Annotated in this window: 12 protein-coding genes and 1 tRNA gene; 3 read left to right on the top strand and 10 right to left on the bottom strand. The window is 61.6% G+C overall.

What is annotated here, in order from left to right; all coding sequences use genetic code 11:
• Positions 1 to 1,101: 1,101 nt before the first annotated feature.
• From IB268_RS30320 to IB268_RS30330, 3 genes are all read left to right on the top strand, one after another.
• Positions 1,102 to 2,238, top strand: a complete 1,137-nt coding sequence (locus IB268_RS30320; RefSeq protein ID WP_192355284.1) for a pectin acetylesterase-family hydrolase — start codon at positions 1,102 to 1,104, stop codon at positions 2,236 to 2,238.
• A gap of 308 nt (positions 2,239 to 2,546) precedes the next feature.
• Complete coding sequence (locus tag IB268_RS30325) at positions 2,547 to 3,248, top strand: hypothetical protein (RefSeq protein ID WP_192355285.1); 702 nt, start codon at positions 2,547 to 2,549, stop codon at positions 3,246 to 3,248.
• Between the two features lie 638 nt (positions 3,249 to 3,886).
• Positions 3,887 to 4,600, top strand: coding sequence for a hypothetical protein (locus tag IB268_RS30330; RefSeq protein WP_192355286.1), 714 nt, complete (start codon positions 3,887 to 3,889; stop codon positions 4,598 to 4,600).
• 115 nt (positions 4,601 to 4,715) lie between these two features.
• On the opposite strand, the gene IB268_RS30335 is transcribed toward IB268_RS30330, so the two are convergent.
• The 10 genes from IB268_RS30335 to hflX all read right to left on the bottom strand — a co-directional run bounded on the left by IB268_RS30335 (position 4,716) and on the right by hflX (position 17,204).
• A tRNA-Ile gene (locus tag IB268_RS30335) sits at positions 4,716 to 4,794 on the bottom strand.
• A gap of 9 nt (positions 4,795 to 4,803) precedes the next feature.
• Positions 4,804 to 7,068 (bottom strand): RNA polymerase sigma factor RpoD, encoded by a 2,265-nt coding sequence (gene rpoD / locus IB268_RS30340; protein WP_192331007.1) that lies wholly within the window; start codon positions 7,066 to 7,068, stop codon positions 4,804 to 4,806.
• A 746-nt stretch (positions 7,069 to 7,814) separates the two neighbouring features.
• The gene (gene dnaG / locus IB268_RS30345) at positions 7,815 to 9,869 is read right to left on the bottom strand and encodes a DNA primase (RefSeq protein WP_054458641.1); all 2,055 of its coding nucleotides are present in this window, start codon (positions 9,867 to 9,869) and stop codon (positions 7,815 to 7,817) included.
• A gap of 19 nt (positions 9,870 to 9,888) precedes the next feature.
• Positions 9,889 to 10,101, bottom strand: a complete 213-nt coding sequence (gene rpsU / locus IB268_RS30350) for a 30S ribosomal protein S21 (protein WP_006218592.1) — start codon at positions 10,099 to 10,101, stop codon at positions 9,889 to 9,891.
• Positions 10,102 to 10,491: 390 nt separating this feature from the next.
• The gene (locus tag IB268_RS30355) at positions 10,492 to 11,034 is read right to left on the bottom strand and encodes a phosphoribosyltransferase (protein ID WP_042792860.1); all 543 of its coding nucleotides are present in this window, start codon (positions 11,032 to 11,034) and stop codon (positions 10,492 to 10,494) included.
• An 84-nt stretch (positions 11,035 to 11,118) separates the two neighbouring features.
• Positions 11,119 to 12,414: an adenylosuccinate synthase gene (locus tag IB268_RS30360; protein WP_042792859.1), complete on the bottom strand. Its 1,296-nt coding sequence runs from the start codon at positions 12,412 to 12,414 to the stop codon at positions 11,119 to 11,121.
• A gap of 76 nt (positions 12,415 to 12,490) precedes the next feature.
• Complete coding sequence (locus tag IB268_RS30365; RefSeq protein WP_054458643.1) at positions 12,491 to 13,648, bottom strand: ATP phosphoribosyltransferase regulatory subunit; 1,158 nt, start codon at positions 13,646 to 13,648, stop codon at positions 12,491 to 12,493.
• Between the two features lie 264 nt (positions 13,649 to 13,912).
• Positions 13,913 to 14,815, bottom strand: a complete 903-nt coding sequence (gene hflC, locus IB268_RS30370; protein WP_054458645.1) for a protease modulator HflC — start codon at positions 14,813 to 14,815, stop codon at positions 13,913 to 13,915.
• A gap of 18 nt (positions 14,816 to 14,833) precedes the next feature.
• Positions 14,834 to 16,132, bottom strand: coding sequence for an FtsH protease activity modulator HflK (gene hflK / locus IB268_RS30375; RefSeq protein WP_054458647.1), 1,299 nt, complete (start codon positions 16,130 to 16,132; stop codon positions 14,834 to 14,836).
• Positions 16,098 to 17,204: a GTPase HflX gene (gene hflX / locus IB268_RS30380; protein WP_054458649.1), complete on the bottom strand. Its 1,107-nt coding sequence runs from the start codon at positions 17,202 to 17,204 to the stop codon at positions 16,098 to 16,100. Before hflX ends, hflK begins: the two co-directional genes overlap by 35 nt.
• Positions 17,205 to 17,276 lie beyond the last annotated feature (72 nt).

A 17,276-nucleotide genomic window follows, 5' to 3' on the forward strand; every position in this document is an offset into this window, starting at 1 on the left:
CCTTGGCCCCTGCCTCGGCCTCCTTCAGCACCCCGATGATCTGTTCTTCCGTAAATCGTTTCTTCATTGCCGTTCCTTTGTGAACGGACTCTACATCGATTTCGTACTAACCACGGGGAGCAGGTCAATGTAGCTCGACGCATCCAAGCTGGCGAAGCTGGTAACGAATTGCTTACTCTTCCTGACTGGGACAAAACTCCTGGAGCAGATTTAGATCGTGGCACACATGTCGACGTGTCCATGAAAGCTAGTTGAATCCTAGCTACTTGGGAGTACGGCGAGCATTGCGTAAAACAAAAAGCAAGAAGCAGCTCACCGGCTTTCACCCCCCGCTAATTGGTGGCCTCTCAAACTTGAACTATCATCACACTGATCTTAAACACCGACTAGGCGTGTTGTGCTTTTTTTTTCGCGACGACATTCTGTAGCAACAAGGGTATCCCGCGTGTGGGTTTATTCACGCGGGGACCTTATACGGCAACAACAAGTGCCCACTAATAAAAATAAAAAAAATTGGCTCCTGAAGAGTGAAGCCCCTCAGTACCCAGTACTGCCCCTATATGACTTCGCCCCCCTCAGTCCCATAGCCCAGCCTCTTCAAAGCTTAGTCGCACCGTGCGACAGCGCGGGCACAGGTGCCGGCCTACGAGGTCGCCCGACTCCACAGGAGAAACACGCCGGTCCAGACCACAGAGAATGGGCGTCGCTATGTGTCTTTCGGCACGCCAGCGGCTCGACTGTGCGGTTGACTACACGCGAGAGAGCCTTGCCATCGAAGTCGATACGTCACTTCCAGGGTTGCGAGTGGCACAGGCGCTGCAACGACTTGCGCAAATTTGTTGGCTCCGGTTGTTCCTGTCGCGGTAACTGGACGACCTTAATAATGATGACTTCAATATCGCTCTCAGAAGCTTCGCACCTGGTTAGACAGCGCCAGAATGGCACAAGATGGCAAGACAGGTGGTCGATGGGCGTTTAGATTTCTCATATCAAAATTTGGGAGGCTAGCTCGTGCAGACTGATACGGCTCAGGCGGATTCGTCTTTGGAGCGGGAAAAACCTGCCGCCAATCAAGGAACAAATCCGGGAGGAAGGAACCCTATGCAGATCCGCCAAGCCATCGCCCTTGCCCTCTTGCTCGCTCCGCTCGGCGTCATGGCGCAGGAACAAGGCCAAGTAGCGAAGGACCCCTGGACGACCATTGAGCCGGGTGGCGAAACCTCCTGCGCAACAGGAACGCCTTATGCCTTCCATGTGAAGCCCGGCGAAGGCGCGGACGCCGCAAAGCTCATGATCTTTCTCAGTGGCGGCGGCGCCTGCTGGACGGGCGAGCAATGCGACCCCACCTCGGCGGTTTACATTCCCTTCGCGCGTCCTCAGCCAAACGAACCGCGCTGGCGGAGCGAATACATGGGTCGCCTTGGACTCTCCGAACGGGTTGACCCAAGCGACCCGCGCAACTGGCGGGGCGTCTTCGACCTCGTCAACCCGGAAAACCCGGTTGCCAAATGGACGCAGGTCTATGCTTCCTACTGCACGGGCGACGTATACCTCGGCAATCGCGATGTGACCTACAAGACGGCGGACGGCCGGGAGGTGGCGGTGCGCCACCGGGGCCGTGCAAATGTGGAATCGGTGCTCAGTTGGGTCTATGAGAACGTGAAGAAGCCCGAGCGCATCGTCGTCGCCGGGTCGAGCGCGGGCGCCATAGGCGCGCCGATCTATGCGGCGGAAGTCGCGGATCATTATCCGGACGTTGAGATTACCGCCGTCTCGGACGGTGCCGGCGGCTATCGCTCCCCGAAGATTGCTGATCTGATCCTGAACTGGGGCTTCTGGGATGGCGCGCCCGAATGGACGGGCGGCGTCGATCGCGGGAGCGCGACGTTTGAAGACCTCGGCCGCGCGGCAGTGAAACACGCGCCGCGTCTGCGCGTCGTCGAACTCGATACCGCCTATGATGAGGCGCAAGAAAGGTTCCAGAAGGCCTTCGGCACTCCCTCCAGGCTCTACCCGCTACTGGTGCAGAACCGTAAGGAACAGGCCAAAGGGATTCCCGGCTTCGCGGGCTATACGAGCCGGGGCAAGGAGCACACACAACTCCTTTTCGACCGCTTCTATACCAATGAAGAGGAAGGCGTCCGCGTAGCGGACTGGTTCCGCGATGTGGTGGAAGGTCGCAAAGTCAAAAGTGTCACTTGCGGCGAACCGGAGTCCTGCGAGAAGGAACCGGAATAACATTCTTTCGCGCAGATCAGCGTTCTTTGACCCGCTGATCGCCGCTTGATGTTGTTGAGGCCGGGAAACCGGCCTCTTGTGTTTCTAGGCGCGGATACCCCCAATCCTGATACCGAACCACTCAACCCACGTTATAGCAGCTTCTCCTTCCCTACTCTGGATTGCCGTGCGTTCATGAACGGTGCCGTATTCAGTATGGGCAAGTGCGGAAGATCGTCCGCAACCCGCGGGCTTGGGTCAGCACCTTTTTCATTGCGGTTTACTCTATGTATGCTTGCGCGGTCGCAGACCAATATTAAGGATCCACATTGGTAACCTCTAAAAAAGAACCGCTAACCCCCGGCGAGGAACTAGTCATTGCTCTCAAGGCGAAGTACGGCCTCAAGACAGATAGGGCTCTAGCTAACCATCTGGATTTGACGCCAGCAGGCCTGAACGTCTGGCGTCGGTGGAAGGTTGTAACGCCTAAGCAAATCCTAAACGTACTGGCACGAGCTGAACGTGCGGCCCAAAAGGAGCTGCACCGCAATGCGATCCGACCAGTCGTGGAATTCTTCAAGTTGGACAAGGTTCCTTCTAGGCATGGGACGAAGTTCGAGATTTTTGATTCTTCACCTACCCATCCGTATCTGCATGGCTTATCCGAAGAGTTGCGGACCCATCACGGGGTATACGTGTTTTTCGACAGCCGCGGGCATGCTATTTACGCTGGCAAGGCTCGAAAGCAAAAACTTTGGAAAGAACTCAACCTCGCGTTCAACCGAGATAGAAAGGACGTCCAGACCGTCAAGCGAGTGAACCACCCCTCCCGCAGGCAACCCTATAAAACGAACGAAGAGAAGCAGCGTCAGATTTCCTCGCGCGCCATACCGCTGCATGACATGGCCGCGTATGTCAGCGCGTACAAGGTCGTCGACGAAATGGTAGACGGCGTGGAAGCAATGCTGGTACGCAGTTTTGCCAACGACCTTCTGAACGTACGCATGGAGCGGTTCTTCAACGGCAAGTAGCGCTACTTGAGAGGCTAAATGTCACGCTGGCTTTAAACGCCGACCGGATGCGTTGTTTTTTTTTTCGCGGCGACCTTCTGTAGCAACAAGGGTACCCCCGCGTGTGGGGCCGATCCACGCGGGGACCTCATGCGGTGGCAACAAGGGTACCCCTAACCAGGAAATAAGAATAAAGGGTTGGTTCTCCTGAAGAGTGAAGCCCCTCAGTAGCGGGTACCACCCCTATATATGCTTTCCGCCGAGCCGCTGCGCCCTCGGTCTCAGTCCCACAGCGCGGACATCTCGAAGCGCAGTCGGATCGTGCGGCAGCGCGGGCACAGATGTCGGCCGCCAAGGTCACCCGACATCACGGGAGAAACGCGCCGATCGAGGCCGTAGAGAATGGGCGTCGCTATGTGCCGTGGCTTCCGGCATGCCTGCGGTAGGACTGCGCGGTCGACCGCCACGACGTGCTGCCCCTCTGCGCAAAAGGCGGGATGCCAGTCCGCGCCCGGGTCGTCACCGCACCCGACAAACACGTCCCCAACTTGGTAACCGCATTCGCATACCGCGTTGTATATCAAGCCCATGGCGGCCCCTCATGTTTTTGTAACTGCCCGCTATGATGAGTGCTATCCACCCGATAAGGAAAGACCATCATGAGCAACTGCCTGGGAAGCGAAGGCTACATGCACGGCGAGCAAGCCCGGTTCTATGCGAACCTGGATGCCGCGCGAATTCGTAAGACCGCCGCCGACATCATCGCCGTAGACAACGCGGCTCGCGCGGTATCGAACTATCGCCAACAGCAGGGCATCGCCAGCCGCACGCTGGAGATATCAGAAGAGCAGCAGCGCCACGCGCAGGACGTGTACTGGCCGCGCGAGCTGCAATTCATGGAAGAGTTCGCCAACCCGGAAGCCGTGGAGGGCATCGCGGATATGGGCCGGCGCTACGGCGGGCGGCTGGCCTCGACCATTGCAGCGGGGTTTGCCCAGCAACTGGCCCAGGCTAAGCGCACGGCGCCGCGCTACTGCACCAGTGCCAACGCCAAGACGCTGCAAGACCTGATGACCGCCCGCGCCCAGGCGGTGGCCAGCGCGCGCGTGCTGGGCCGAACGCTGGCCTTTGCCGAGTACCAGGCGCGCAATGACCGCGACGACGCGCGCCGGTACCAATCGATTCTGGTGGGTCGTGGTCTCGTCGGGCAGGCGGCGACGCTGTACGCCAGCGCGGGCGTGGAGTTCGCCACGCTGGGCGCGCAGCTGGGCGACGTGTTCAACGCGTTCGATGAGACCGAGGGAGAAGCCCAGGCGCGCGAGCAATGGGGTGACGCCTGGGAACCGCTATCCGCTATCGGGACGGTGGCCTAAGCAAACTGTACGGAACCAAAATGTACGACCATGGATTCGGCACCACAGTACGCACCATGTACGCACCACAAAGCACAAGGGGTTACGCCAAAATGGCGTAACCCCTTGATTTCTTTGGTAGGCCCCCCGAGAGTCGAACTCGGCACCAACGGATTATGAGTCCGCTGCTCTAACCAGGCATGAGCTAGAGGCCCTAAAAACTTTTACTGCCCTTCCAGGAAGCTCTTCAGCTTATCGGCCCGGCTGGGGTGACGCAGCTTGCGCAGCGCTTTCGCTTCTATTTGGCGGATGCGCTCGCGCGTGACGTCGAACTGCTTGCCCACTTCTTCCAGGGTCTGGTCCGTGCTCATTTCGATGCCGAAACGCATACGCAGAACCTTGGCTTCACGCGGGGTGAGAGAGTCTAGCACTTCCTTGACCACATCGCGCATGGAACCGTGCAAAGCCGCGTCGGAAGGCGCCAGCGTGGACGTGTCTTCGATGAAATCGCCCAGGTGCGAGTCGTCGTCGTCACCGATAGGCGTTTCCATGGAGATCGGTTCCTTGGCGATCTTCAGGATCTTGCGGATCTTGTCCTCGGGCATGTCCATCTTCTGCGCCAGGGTCGCGGGATCCGGCTCGGCGCCGGTTTCCTGCAGGATCTGGCGGCTGATCCGGTTCATCTTGTTGATCGTTTCGATCATGTGGACCGGAATACGGATGGTGCGCGCCTGGTCGGCGATGGAACGCGTGATGGCCTGACGGATCCACCAGGTCGCATAGGTCGAGAACTTGTAGCCGCGACGGTACTCGAACTTGTCCACGGCCTTCATCAGGCCGATGTTGCCTTCCTGGATCAGGTCCAGGAACTGCAGGCCGCGGTTCGTGTACTTCTTGGCGATCGAGATCACCAGACGCAGGTTGGCCTCGGTCATTTCACGCTTGGCCTTGCGGGCCTTGGCTTCGCCGGTGGCCATGCGCTTGTTGACGTCCTTCAGGTCCTTCAACGGCAGCACGACGCGCGTTTGCAGGTCGATGAGCTTCTGCTGCAGTTCCTGCACGGCGGGAATCTGACGCTCCAGCGTTTCGGCGTACGGGTGGCCGGCAGCCACTTCGTCGACGACCCACTGCATGTTGGTTTCGTTGCCCGGGAACACCTTGATGAAGTGCGTGCGCGGCATGCCGGCACGGTCCACACACGTGTGCAGGACAGCGCGTTCGAGCTGGCGCACTTCCTCGACCTGCTGACGCAGGGTGTCCGCCAGCTTCTCGACCATCTTGGCCGTGAAGCGGATGCCCATCAGTTCATTCTGGATGGATTCCTGGGCGCGCACGTAGACGTCCGACTTGTAGCCGTCCTTCTCGTACGAGTGGCGCATCTTCTCGAACTGCTTGCCGACTTCGTCGAACTTGGCCAGGGCCTTCACGCGCAGGTCTTCCAGCTGCTTGCTGGACATGCCGCCAGCGGGGCCGTCGTCGCCTTCGTCTTCCTCGGCCGTGACGCCGGCGCCGGCGTATTCCTCGCCGTCTTCCGGATCGACCAGGCCGTCGACCACTTCGTCGATCTGGGCCTGGCCTTCACGCACGCGCAGGATGTGAGCCAGGATCTCGTTGATCGTGGTCGGGCAGGCCGAGATGGCCATGACCATGTGCTTCAGGCCGTCTTCGATGCGCTTGGCGATTTCGATTTCGCCTTCGCGCGTCAGCAGTTCCACCGAGCCCATTTCACGCATGTACATGCGCACGGGGTCCGTGGTGCGGCCGAAATCCGAGTCAACGGTCGTCAGCGCGGCTTCGGCTTCGTCTTCGACGTCGTCGTCGTTGGACGCGACCGGCGCGTTTTCGCTCATCAGCAGCGTTTCGGCATCGGGCGCCTGGTCGTAGACCGCGATGCCCATATCGCTGAACGTGCTGATGATGCCGTCGATCGCTTCCGCGTCGACCAGATCGTCGGGCAGATGATCGTTGATTTCGCCGTAGGTCAGGTAGCCGCGGTCCTTGCCCAGCTTGATCAGCTGCTTCAGGCGGTTGCGGCGCGCTTCGTATTCTTCGGGCGTGACGGGGCCGCGGGCGATCAGATCCTTGGGATCGGCCTTGCCGCGCTTGCCGCCACGCTTGGGCGGCTTCAGATCGGGCAGAACTTCGCCGTCGCCGTCCATGGTGTCGTCAAAGCCGTCGGAATCGTTGTTCGCGTTCTTGGCGGGACGTCCCGGGCGCCGGCCGCTGGGCGCGGGGCGCGCGCTGCCCACCAGGTCAGCGAGCTTGTCTTCGGCCTTCTTGGCGCGAGCCTTGGTCACCTTCTCGGGCTTGTCAGCCGCGGCAGCCTTGGTCGTCTTCTTGGCGGCCGTCTTGGCTGCGGGCTTGGCGACCTTCACCGCCGTCTTGGCGGGCGCCTTTTCCGCTGCCATGCTTACGACGCGCTTGGTCGTGGTGGCCTTGGTTTCGGCCGCATCAATTGCAGAGGAGGATTTGCCGGTGGATTTGGTCATAGTCGCTTCCGTGGTCGTCGCAACCCGTTCGGGCATGTTGCACCGCATGAAGCCGCTTTGGACAGCGGTCCAACGCGGCGGTTATACGGGTAAATCTGGTGAATCAGCGGAGATCACGCGGCTGCGTTGTTCGCAGCGCCGGCTCTTGCGAGCCCGCTTGGCGCCGTTGCGGTGCAATACCGTACTCGCGCGTTGCGTGCATGACCTCATCCTGCGTAGGCTCCCGGGCGTCGGGGGGGCTGCCTGCCTATAAATAGGCTTTGCTTGCTTATCGGGCCTTTGCCCCAAGCAGCTGAGTAGACACAGCACCCAAACCACTAACGCCATCCGGAGATGACCACCGCCGAACTGCTTGATTCACCGCTTAGCTATATTAATTAACCATGTAACAAAGTTGACGCGCGCATCCGCTTTTATTTCTGCCGTTGCGCATCTGACGTTCCGTTTTCTGGAGCATCCGCCACGCCCGGATCGCCGGTCCCGCGTCAAACCCTATACATCCATTAGATTCTGGCTGCCGGAATAGATTCCGCCCGCCGAATGCATTTCTTGTTGCTCACGCCTCGTGGCACGAGGACTAGCGCCAAATTCAGCAAGAATCAGGCCGCAATCAACTGCAAGCGCCACAATCCGCGTACATCAGAAGACAGACCCATCAGGCAGGCTCGCGCCCAACCTCACACTCCCGTCCCGCCCGTCGCAAAAAAACTCGCTTCGCAAGCGGACAACCTTTGATTTTAGCGCATTTAGCGCACGCCAGCACCTTTCAGCACGGCCATGCGGCTGGAAAGCTCCTGATAGCGTTTACGCGCCTCTTCCGTGGCCAAGCCCGCCGCAGCGAGCTTGGCCATTTCCAGCTTGGCCGAGTCAAATTCGATCCGTCTCAAGGCGTCGTCCCATTCCGTTTGCGGATCAGGCAGGTCTTCCTGGGACAGGATGTCGGCCCGCAGGCCCTTCAGCACCGTGGCCAGATCCGAATCCGGCTCCGCGGCTTCCAGCAGGGCGCCGACATGGCGGGCGCCGCTGGATTGCGCCAGCATGATCAGGTCTCTTACAAGACCTAGATGGGGGCCGTGGTCGATGACTTCAAGCTGCTGATCACCCATGGAGTCGACCAGTTCGGGATGCGCCAGCAGCAAGCCCAGCAGGCGCTTGGCCAGCGACGGCATGGTGCGGCGGCCTTCAAACCCGCCCACATCGTTGTCGCGCTTGCCTTTCCAGCCGCCTTTGCCGCCCTTCCAGTCACCCTTGCCCTTCCAGTCGCTTTTGCCCTTCCACTCCTGCTTTCCGCCGCCGCGCTGAGCTCCTCCGCCACCAAAGTCGGAACCTTGGGACGGCAGATGAACCTGGTCCGCGTAGTCGGACTCGTCGGCCGGGATGTCATGAAAATCGTGTCCGGCGAAATCGTAGCCAGCGTCCGTATAGCCCGGCTCGTGGCTCGGCGCCGCAACCGCGCCGGCATCCCCTCCCGTAGCGCCCGGCTTGGGCGCTGGCGCGAAGGGTTTTGCGGGCTGCTGAGCCAGCACCTGCGCCATTTCCTCGGGCGTCAGCTGTACCAGCTTTGCCATTTCCCGCTCGATCTGCACGCGCAACGCGCATTCGGGAATGGCAGCCAGCAATGGCTTGGCCTCGTGCAGGCAACTGGCCCGCCCTTCGGCTTCGTTCATGTTGTGCCGCGAGGCCAACTCGTCCAGCAGGAAGCGGGACAGCGCCACGGCCTCTCCCAGGCACGCCCGGAAAGCTTCCGCGCCCAGTTCGCGCACATACGAGTCGGGATCGTGCTCTGACGGCAGAAACAGGAAGCGGATCGCAATGTCGTCGCGCAGCACGGGCAGGCAAGCCTGCAGTGCACGCCACGCGGCGCGCCGACCCGCGCCGTCGCCGTCGAAGCTAAAGATGACCTTGTCGCTGGCGCGCAGCAGCTTCTTGACGTGGTCCGGCGTGGTAGCCGTACCCAGCGTCGCTACCGCGTTGGCGATGCCTTGCTGAGCCAGGCCGACCACGTCCATGTAGCCTTCGACCACAATGACCTGCCCTTCCTGGCGTATGGCCTGGCGCGCCTCCCACAGCCCGTAGAGCTCGTGTCCCTTCGAGAACAGCGGGGTTTCGGGCGAATTCAGGTACTTGGGTTCGCCCTTGCCGATGATGCGCCCGCCGAAGCCGATGAGACTGCCCCGCGCATTGCGGATCGGGAACATGACGCGTTCCCGGAAACGGTCATAGCGACGTCCGTCTTCGGATTCGATAACCAGTCCGGATTCCACCAGGACGGGGTCCTCGTAATTCGGGAAGACCTGCGACAGGCCGTGGCGGTCTGTGCCGGACCATCCCAGGCCGAAATGCGCCGCGATTTCACCGGTCAGGCCGCGCTGCTTCAAATAGCGGATCGCCGCGGGCGAGGCCCGCAATTGCTTGAGGTAATGCGCCTGAGCGGCATCCAGCACCTGCGTGTGACGGGATTCCTCGGCCTTGCGGCGCGCGGTTTCCTGCTGCTGGCGTGGACTGCGGTTTTCTTCGGGGACCGTCATTCCCGCCGATGCCGCGAGCGTGCGCACGGCATCGGGGAAACTGGCGCCCGTGTGTTCCATCAGGAAGGTGATGGCGCTGCCATGCGCTCCGCAACCGAAGCAGTGATAGAACTGCTTGGTGGGGCTGACAGTGAACGAGGGACTTTTTTCGTTATGAAAAGGGCACAGGCCAAGCAAGTTGGCCCCGCCCTTTCTCAACTGCACGTATCGCCCGACTATGTCGACGACGTCGACTCGGGCGAGCAAATCCTGGATGAATGATTCTGGAATCAATAGATTCGGGAATCAAAAATCAATACAGGCGCGGGGGCAGTTGTTGGCTACGGATGCGCTTGTAGTGGCGCTTCACAGCGGCGGCGTGCTTGCGCTTGCGCTCAGCCGTGGGCTTCTCATAGAACTCGCGCGAACGCAGCTCGGTGAGCAAACCGGTCTTTTCGATGGTGCGCTTGAAGCGGCGCAGAGCGGCTTCAAACGGTTCGTTTTCCTTCAGTCGAACGATAGGCATAAAGTGATTGGCCTGCTTGTAGGGTAACAAAAGTTGATGACAAACCTGGCTTGCTTACCAGCAACGCTGCGCGGGTCCAGGTACGCGTAAACGGCCTCGTGGATACCAAAATCATACCAACAGAGGCAGGCACCGCGAACGGGGAACCTTGAAAGCGCAATCCAGGCGCCGGACTCCGGCTTCAGCGCTGCTTGACAGCCCTGAACCACAGACCCATCCCGGATTTCCGCTGGCTGTTTCCGTTACCCAAAGACTACCCAAAGAGTAACAAGCCAAGTTCGGTTTAGCGATAACCAGCGATTCTAGCATGGTCATGGCTGTTTTGACTACTGGAGGGACAGTCTGGCGCCCTGGGCGGCCAGAATGCCCTCTCCTGCCGAAACGCCATGCTCAGCTCTTGGAGCCCTTGCGGATCCAGGCCTCGAGCTGGTGCGGACGCAGGCTGTCGTAGTCTTCGAAAGGCTGGTGGATCCAGGGGTTCGTCGGCAGCTTGTCGACGTAGTAGTCCGGCGTCGCCTGGGAATGCCCCTTCCACCACAGCACCGCGCTGCGCAGTTCGGTGATGTCGGCAAACTGGCTTTTCAGGTGATCGTAGACCTTGCTGAAGGTCTTGCCGGTATCGACCATGTCGTCCACCAGCAACACTCGCCCGGACAGCGTGCCGCGCGTGATGGTGATGAACTGGGCGATATCCATGTCGCCCTGCTTGGTGCCGGCCGCTTCGCGATAGCTGCTCGTGGCCAGAATGCCCAGCGGCACGTCAAAAATACGGGACATAACGTCACCGACGCGCATGCCGCCGCGCGCCAGGCAAAGAATCTTGTCGAACTTCCAACCCGATTGATGCACCTGCAAGGTAAGGCGCTCGATCAGGCGGTTGTAGTCGTCCCACGTCACCCACAGATGGCTGTCATCATTGGTCGGCGTGCTCATAGGCAAGCATCTCCTGCTTAATAAATACGAAAAGGCCGCCGCCGGTATGAGACCGGCGGCGGCCTTGCGAATAATAACCCGATGTCAGCCCTTCAGGGGATGACGCAGCACAATGGTTTCATTGCGGTCCGGGCCGGTCGACACTAGGTCGATGGGCACGCCGCAAACTTCGGCCACGCGCTCCAGGTAGCGGCGCGCCGCCTGGGGCAGCTTGTCGTACTCGGTGATGCCGACGGTGGATTCGCTCCAACCCGGCAGCTCTTCCAGCACCGGCTGCGCCTGCGCCACGGCATGCGCGCCATAAGGCAGCACATCGCGGAATTCGCCGTTTACGCGGTAGCCGACGCCCAGCTGGATGGTTTCCAGACCATCAAGCACATCCAGCTTGGTGATGCACAGGCCGGTGATGCCGTTCAGGCGGACCGAGCGCTTGAGCGCGGCGCCGTCGAACCAGCCGCAGCGGCGCGGACGGCCCGTGACGGAACCGAATTCCTTGCCGATCGTGGCCAGGCGGGTACCGATCTCGTCGACCAGCTCCGTGGGGAACGGACCCGAACCGACGCGAGTCGTATAGGCCTTGGTGATACCCAGGACGTAGTCCAGTTGCTGCGGACCGACGCCCGCGCCTGCCGAGGCGGCGCCAGCAACGCAATTGCTGCTGGTGACGAAAGGATAGGTGCCGTGGTCGACGTCCAGCAAAGCGCCTTGCGCGCCTTCGAACAACAGGCGCTTGCCTTCCTGCTGCATGGCGTACAGGTTGCTCGACACGTCCTTGACCATCGGGGCGATGGCCGGAGCCAGCGCCATGGCCTGGTCGCGCACTTCATTGGCGGAAACCGCCTCGGCGCCCAGGTACTTGGTCAGCACGAAGTTGTGGTAATCCAGCACTTCGGCGAGTTTTTCGTCGAACAGCGCGGGATTGAACAGGTCCTGCACGCGCAGCGCGCGGCGGGCGACCTTGTCTTCATAGGCCGGGCCGATGCCGCGACCGGTCGTGCCGATCTTGCCGTCGCCCTTGCGCGCCTCGCGCGCCTTGTCGATGGCGACGTGGTACGGCAGGATCAGCGGGCAGATTTCGGAAATCTGCAGGCGCGAACGCACGTCCAGACCGGCGGCCTCAAGCTCTTCGATTTCCTTGAGCAGGGCTTCCGGGGACAGCACGACGCCGTTGCCGATGAAGCAGGTGACGCCGGGATGCATGATGCCCGACGGGATCAGGCGGAGAATCGTCTTCTTGCCGTTGATCCACAGCGTATGGCCGGCATTGTGACCGCCTTGGAAGCGGACCACGCCCTGGACGGATTCCGCCAGCCAGTCGACGATCTTGCCCTTGCCCTCGTCACCCCACTGGGTGCCGATTACGACTACGTTCTTGCTCATGTTACGAATCAATATCGAGTTTCTCGGGAAATCCGGAAATCTCCCCGCGGCCCTCTCGTTGCCGAGAGGGGGTTAGTCACAGCGTTCTGACCGTCCAGGCGCCATCCTGCAGCGCCAGCTCGCGATCGCAAACGAATTCGTCCTGATCCTGCTCGTGACCGGGCAATACCTGAACGACAATTTCCCCCGACCGGCGCAGGCGGCGCACCGCCTCGGTCAGGGCGGGGGCTTGCCCCCAGGGCGCACGTACCGCACGCGCCCTTTCCGCCGGCGGCAAACCCGCCGCCAGCTTGCGTAAATCAAGACTGAAGCCGGTGGCGGGACGGGCCCGACCAAACGCACGGCTGACATCGTCATAACGGCCGCCGCTGACCAGCGCATCGCGCCAGCCTTCGGCATACAGCGCGAACTTCACACCGGAATGGTAGCCATAGCCGCCCACGTCGGCCAGGTCCACGCCGAACGCCACATTGGGCATGGCGTCGACCACCAACTGCAGCGCGTCCAGCGCAGCCACGACACCCGGCAGCAGAGGGAGTTCACGGCGCGCCTCCTGCAGCACTTCCGGCCCGCCGTATAGCTTGGGCAGCAATTGCAGGGCTTTCAGGGTCTCTGCACGCAACCCGGGAGCCCGCTCGGCCAATTCACCCAGTCCGGGAACGTCCTTCTCGCGCATCAGCAGGATGACGTCCTGCGACAGGGCCGTCGCCGCCGGATCGGACTCCAGCAGCGCGCGCAGCACGCCCGGATGGCACAGATCGAGCCTAGGGTTACGCACGCCGGCAATCGCCACGGTTTCCAGCACCAGCTGGATGATCTCCAGGTCGGCCTCGAAGCCGGCGTGGCCGTAGATTTCAGCACCGATCTGCAGCAGCTCGCGGCTGGCCAGCAGGTCCGCCGGGCGGGCATGCAGCACATTGCCGCAATAGCACAGGCGGGTAACGCCAGCGCGGTTCAACAAATGCGCGTCGATGCGCGTAACCTGAGGCGTCATGTCCGCGCGCACGCCCAGCGTGCGTCCGGACAATTGATCGACCAGCTTGCAAGTGCGCAGATCCAGATCGCTGCCCGTGCCGGACAACAATGAATCGATGTATTCGACCAGGGGCGGCGCGACCAGCTCGAAACCGTAAGTGCGATACAGATCGAGAAGTTCGCGGCGCAATTCCTCGATGCGCCGGGCCTCTGCCGGAAGTACGTCGGCAAGGCTCTCGGGCAGCAACCAGTTACCCATGAATGTTTACCTGAAGAACGCCAAGTGATGCGTGGGCGTCGCCCAAACGAAAAAGCGGCTGAGGGGGCGTAAGCCCGCTCAGCCGCTGCGGAATGTTTTCTAGCTTACGGGGTATTGTACATGGTTCGGCGGCCAATGCCAGCCGGGACTGCCGCGGCAGCGTAACCGCCCCCTATTGCGGGGAATTCGGGATGCCGCCTTGCCAGCAAGCAAAAAGCCCCTTGGACTTCCAAGGGGCTTTTCTTCCGCATTACCGTCGCCGCATCACTTGGCCGGCACGGTCACCGGCGCCAGGGCGTCGCCGGTGGGGTCCTTCATGAACTGGAAGAAGCTGGAGCTGGGGTCGACCACCAGCACGTCGCCCGGCTTCGAGAACGAAGCGCGGTAGGCCTCCAGGCTCTTGTAGTACGTGTAGAACTGCGGGTTCTTGCCGTAGGCCTGCGAATAGATCGCGGCAGCCGCGGCATCGCCCTCACCCATGATGCCCTGGGCCTTGGCGTAGGCCTGGGCCACGATGACTTCACGCTGGCGGTCAGCTTCGGCGCGGATCTTTTCGCCTTCGGCGGCGCCGATGGAACGCAGCTCGTTGGCGACGCGCGTACGCTCCGCTTCCATGCGGCGATACACCGATTCCGAAATTTCCGGCGCGAACTCGATGCGGCGCAGACGCACGTCGACGATCTGGACGCCCAACGGTTCGGCGCGCTTGGCGACGTTGGTCAGGATTTCGGCCATGATCTTGTCGCGTTCGGTCGAGACCACGTCGCGCACCGTGCGCACGTTGACCGAAGCGTTCAACGCGTCGCGGATCAGCGCCTGCAGGCGCTCCTGCGCCACGCGCTCGTTGCCGCCGGTGGACACGTAGTACTGGCGCGGATCCAGAATGCGCCACTTGACGTACGAATCGATCAGCAGGTTCTTCTTTTCGGAAGTCTGGATGCGTTCGGCTTCGTTGGTTTCGATGGTCAGAATGCGCTTGTCGAGCGTCACGACATTCTGGAACGGAGGCGGCGCCTTGAAGTAAAGGCCGGGTTCGTTGATGGTCTTGCGTACTTCACCCAGCGAGAACACCAGGGCGTAGTCGCGCTCGCGCACGACGAAGACGCAGGAAGAAAGGGCGGCCAGCACGATGAGCAGGCCGACCAGGATAGGCATGAGACGTTGCATGATCAGGACTCCTCCGGGTTAGCGCGACGTACGGTCGCGAGGCAGCGTGTTGCTATTGCTGCTGCCGGAAGACTGAGGCACCGGCGCGGCGCTGCCGCGAGCCGGCGACTGCGCGGGCGGAGCCAGCGTGGTCGAACCGGAACCGGCGACACCGGACTTGCTGGCGTCCTGAGCGGCCAGGTGCATGATCTTGTCCAAGGGCAGGTACAGCATGTTGTTGTTGCTCTTGGTGTCGACCATGACCTTGCTGGCGCGCGTGAAGATCTCCTGCATGCTCTCCAGATACATGCGCTGGCGCATGACCTGCGGCGACTTTTCGTATTCGCCGAGGATGCTGGTGAAGCGCGAGGTATTACCCTGGGCGTCACCGACAACCTTGGCCTTGTAGCCTTCGGCCTGCTCCGTCATGCGGGAAGCCTGGCCGCTGGCCAGCGGCACGACCTGGTTGGCGTAGGCCTGGCCTTCGTTGATCTGGCGCTCGCGGTCCTGGCCCGCCTTGACGGCGTCGTCGAACGCGGCTTGCACCTGTTCAGGCGGCTGCACGTTCTGGATGGCCACAGTACTGACCTGCACGCCGGTCTGGTAGCGGTCCAGGATCTGCTGCATCAGGGTTTGCACTTGCGTGGCCACCGTGGTGCGGCCTTCGTAGAGCACGAAGTCCATGGACTGCTTGCCCACGACTTCGCGCATGGCCGTTTCTGAGGCCTGGCGGACGGATTCATCCGGATCGCGCGTCATGAAGAGGTAGTCGGGCGCGCCATCGGCACGCAGGCGGTACTGCACGACGAACTGCATATCGACGATGTTCTCGTCCGTCGTGAGCATCAGCGCTTCAGGCAGAACCTTGTTGCGTGCGCCGCCACGGAAACCGACTTCGAACGTGCGCAGTTGCGACACGTTGACCATTTCGTGGCTTTGAATGGGGTACGGCAGGCGCCATTGGAAACCGGCTTGCGACGTCGACTTGTACTTGCCGAACTGTGTCACAACCGCGACCTGGCCTTCCTGCACGATGTAGAAACCGCTGGCCAGCCAGATGCCGGCCGCGACCAGGGCGATCACCCCCAGGCCGATGCGCGCACCGCGCGGCGACGGCGGCGTCATGCCGCCGCGGTTTCCGGGGCGGTTATTGCCGCCCCCGCCCTTGCGCCCGAACAACGATCCGATGCGATTGTTGAAATCGCGCCAGACCTCGTCCAGGTCGGGAGGGCCGTCTCCGTTGCCTTGGGGCCGCTTGGGCGGCGGCTCGGAGCCATTGTTGTTCCCACGACCCCAGCCGGGGTCATTCAGATTGAAGAGTTTGATAATTCGCGGCATTGTTTCCCACAATCTGTCCGGTTTCCGCAATTGCCCCGCGCAACGCATCCAAACCGGCGCGCTCGGTGGCGCTTACAAATACTCGCGCAATCGTACCATGTGCATCGCGTTCCACCCGCGGCTCCAATCCGGCGAGATCGATCTTGTTGTAGACCAGAATGGTGGGAATCGAGGCCGCGCCGATTTCGGCCAGAACCTTGTTCACCTCAAAGATCTGCTCATCGCGCTGCGGGCTGGCGGCATCGACCACGTGCAGCAGCAGGTCGGCATGCACGGTTTCTTCCAGGGTGGCGCGGAACGCCGCGATCAGGCCGTGGGGCAGATCGCGGATGAACCCGACCGTATCGGACACCACCACCGAGCCCGCCCCTTCGATCCAGATGCGGCGCGTGGTCGTATCCAGCGTCGCGAACAACTGGTCGGCGGCGTAGCTGTCGGCGCGCGTCAAGGCATTGAACAAGGTGGACTTGCCGGCGTTGGTATAGCCGACCAGCGATACCGACAGCGCACCGCCGCGCGCGCGCGCCCGGCGCTGGGTCACGCGCTGGCGTTCGACCTTGTCCAGCCGCTCGCGCAGCACCTTGACCTTGGCGCCGATCATGCGGCGGTCCATTTCGAGCTGGGATTCACCCGGTCCGCGCATGCCGATACCGCCGCGCTGCCGCTCCAGGTGGCTCCACATGCGGGTCAGGCGTGTGGCCAGATGCTGCAGCTGGGCCAATTCGACCTGCAGCTTGCCTTCATGGCTCTTCGCGCGCAGCGCGAAGATGTCGAGAATGAGCGCAACGCGATCCACCACGCGCAAGTTGAAGGCGCGTTCCAGGTTGCGTTGCTGTGCGGGGGACAGCGGCTGGTCGAAAAGGACGATGTCGGCCAGCAAGGCCTGGGCCATCGCCACGCCCTCATCGGCCTTGCCTGAACCGATGAAGAACTTGGCGTCGGGTCTGTCCCGCCGTGCCGTCAAGGTGCCGACGATTTCCGCGCCAGCGCCCTTGGCCAGCATGGCGAATTCCTCGGCATGGGCCGCGAAGTCCGGATCTCCCAGATCCACGCTGATAATCAGAGCGCGCATACATGCACCATATTGGAGCCAAAGCGAAAATGCCCGCCGACGAGGACCGTCCGGCGGGCAATAAAAGGTAAA

The organism is Achromobacter sp. ACM01, from assembly GCF_014851745.1.
GTDB classification, from domain to species: Bacteria; Pseudomonadota; Gammaproteobacteria; order Burkholderiales; family Burkholderiaceae_B; genus Achromobacter; species Achromobacter aegrifaciens.

Excerpts from the sequence above, each read along its gene's own strand:
- IB268_RS30320 (WP_192355284.1), top strand. The coding sequence starts at position 1,102 with ATGCAGATCCGCCAAGCCATCGCCCTTGCCCTCTTGCTCGCTCCGCTC.
- IB268_RS30330 (WP_192355286.1), top strand. The coding sequence starts at position 3,887 with ATGAGCAACTGCCTGGGAAGCGAAGGCTACATGCACGGCGAGCAAGCC.
- rpoD (WP_192331007.1), bottom strand. The coding sequence starts at position 7,068 with ATGACCAAATCCACCGGCAAATCCTCCTCTGCAATTGATGCGGCCGAA.
- rpsU (WP_006218592.1), bottom strand. The coding sequence starts at position 10,101 with ATGCCTATCGTTCGACTGAAGGAAAACGAACCGTTTGAAGCCGCTCTG.
- IB268_RS30355 (WP_042792860.1), bottom strand. The coding sequence starts at position 11,034 with ATGAGCACGCCGACCAATGATGACAGCCATCTGTGGGTGACGTGGGAC.
- IB268_RS30360 (WP_042792859.1), bottom strand. The coding sequence starts at position 12,414 with ATGAGCAAGAACGTAGTCGTAATCGGCACCCAGTGGGGTGACGAGGGC.
- IB268_RS30365 (WP_054458643.1), bottom strand. The coding sequence starts at position 13,648 with ATGGGTAACTGGTTGCTGCCCGAGAGCCTTGCCGACGTACTTCCGGCA.
- hflC (WP_054458645.1), bottom strand. The coding sequence starts at position 14,815 with ATGCAACGTCTCATGCCTATCCTGGTCGGCCTGCTCATCGTGCTGGCC.
- hflK (WP_054458647.1), bottom strand. The coding sequence starts at position 16,132 with ATGCCGCGAATTATCAAACTCTTCAATCTGAATGACCCCGGCTGGGGT.
- hflX (WP_054458649.1), bottom strand. The coding sequence starts at position 17,204 with ATGCGCGCTCTGATTATCAGCGTGGATCTGGGAGATCCGGACTTCGCG.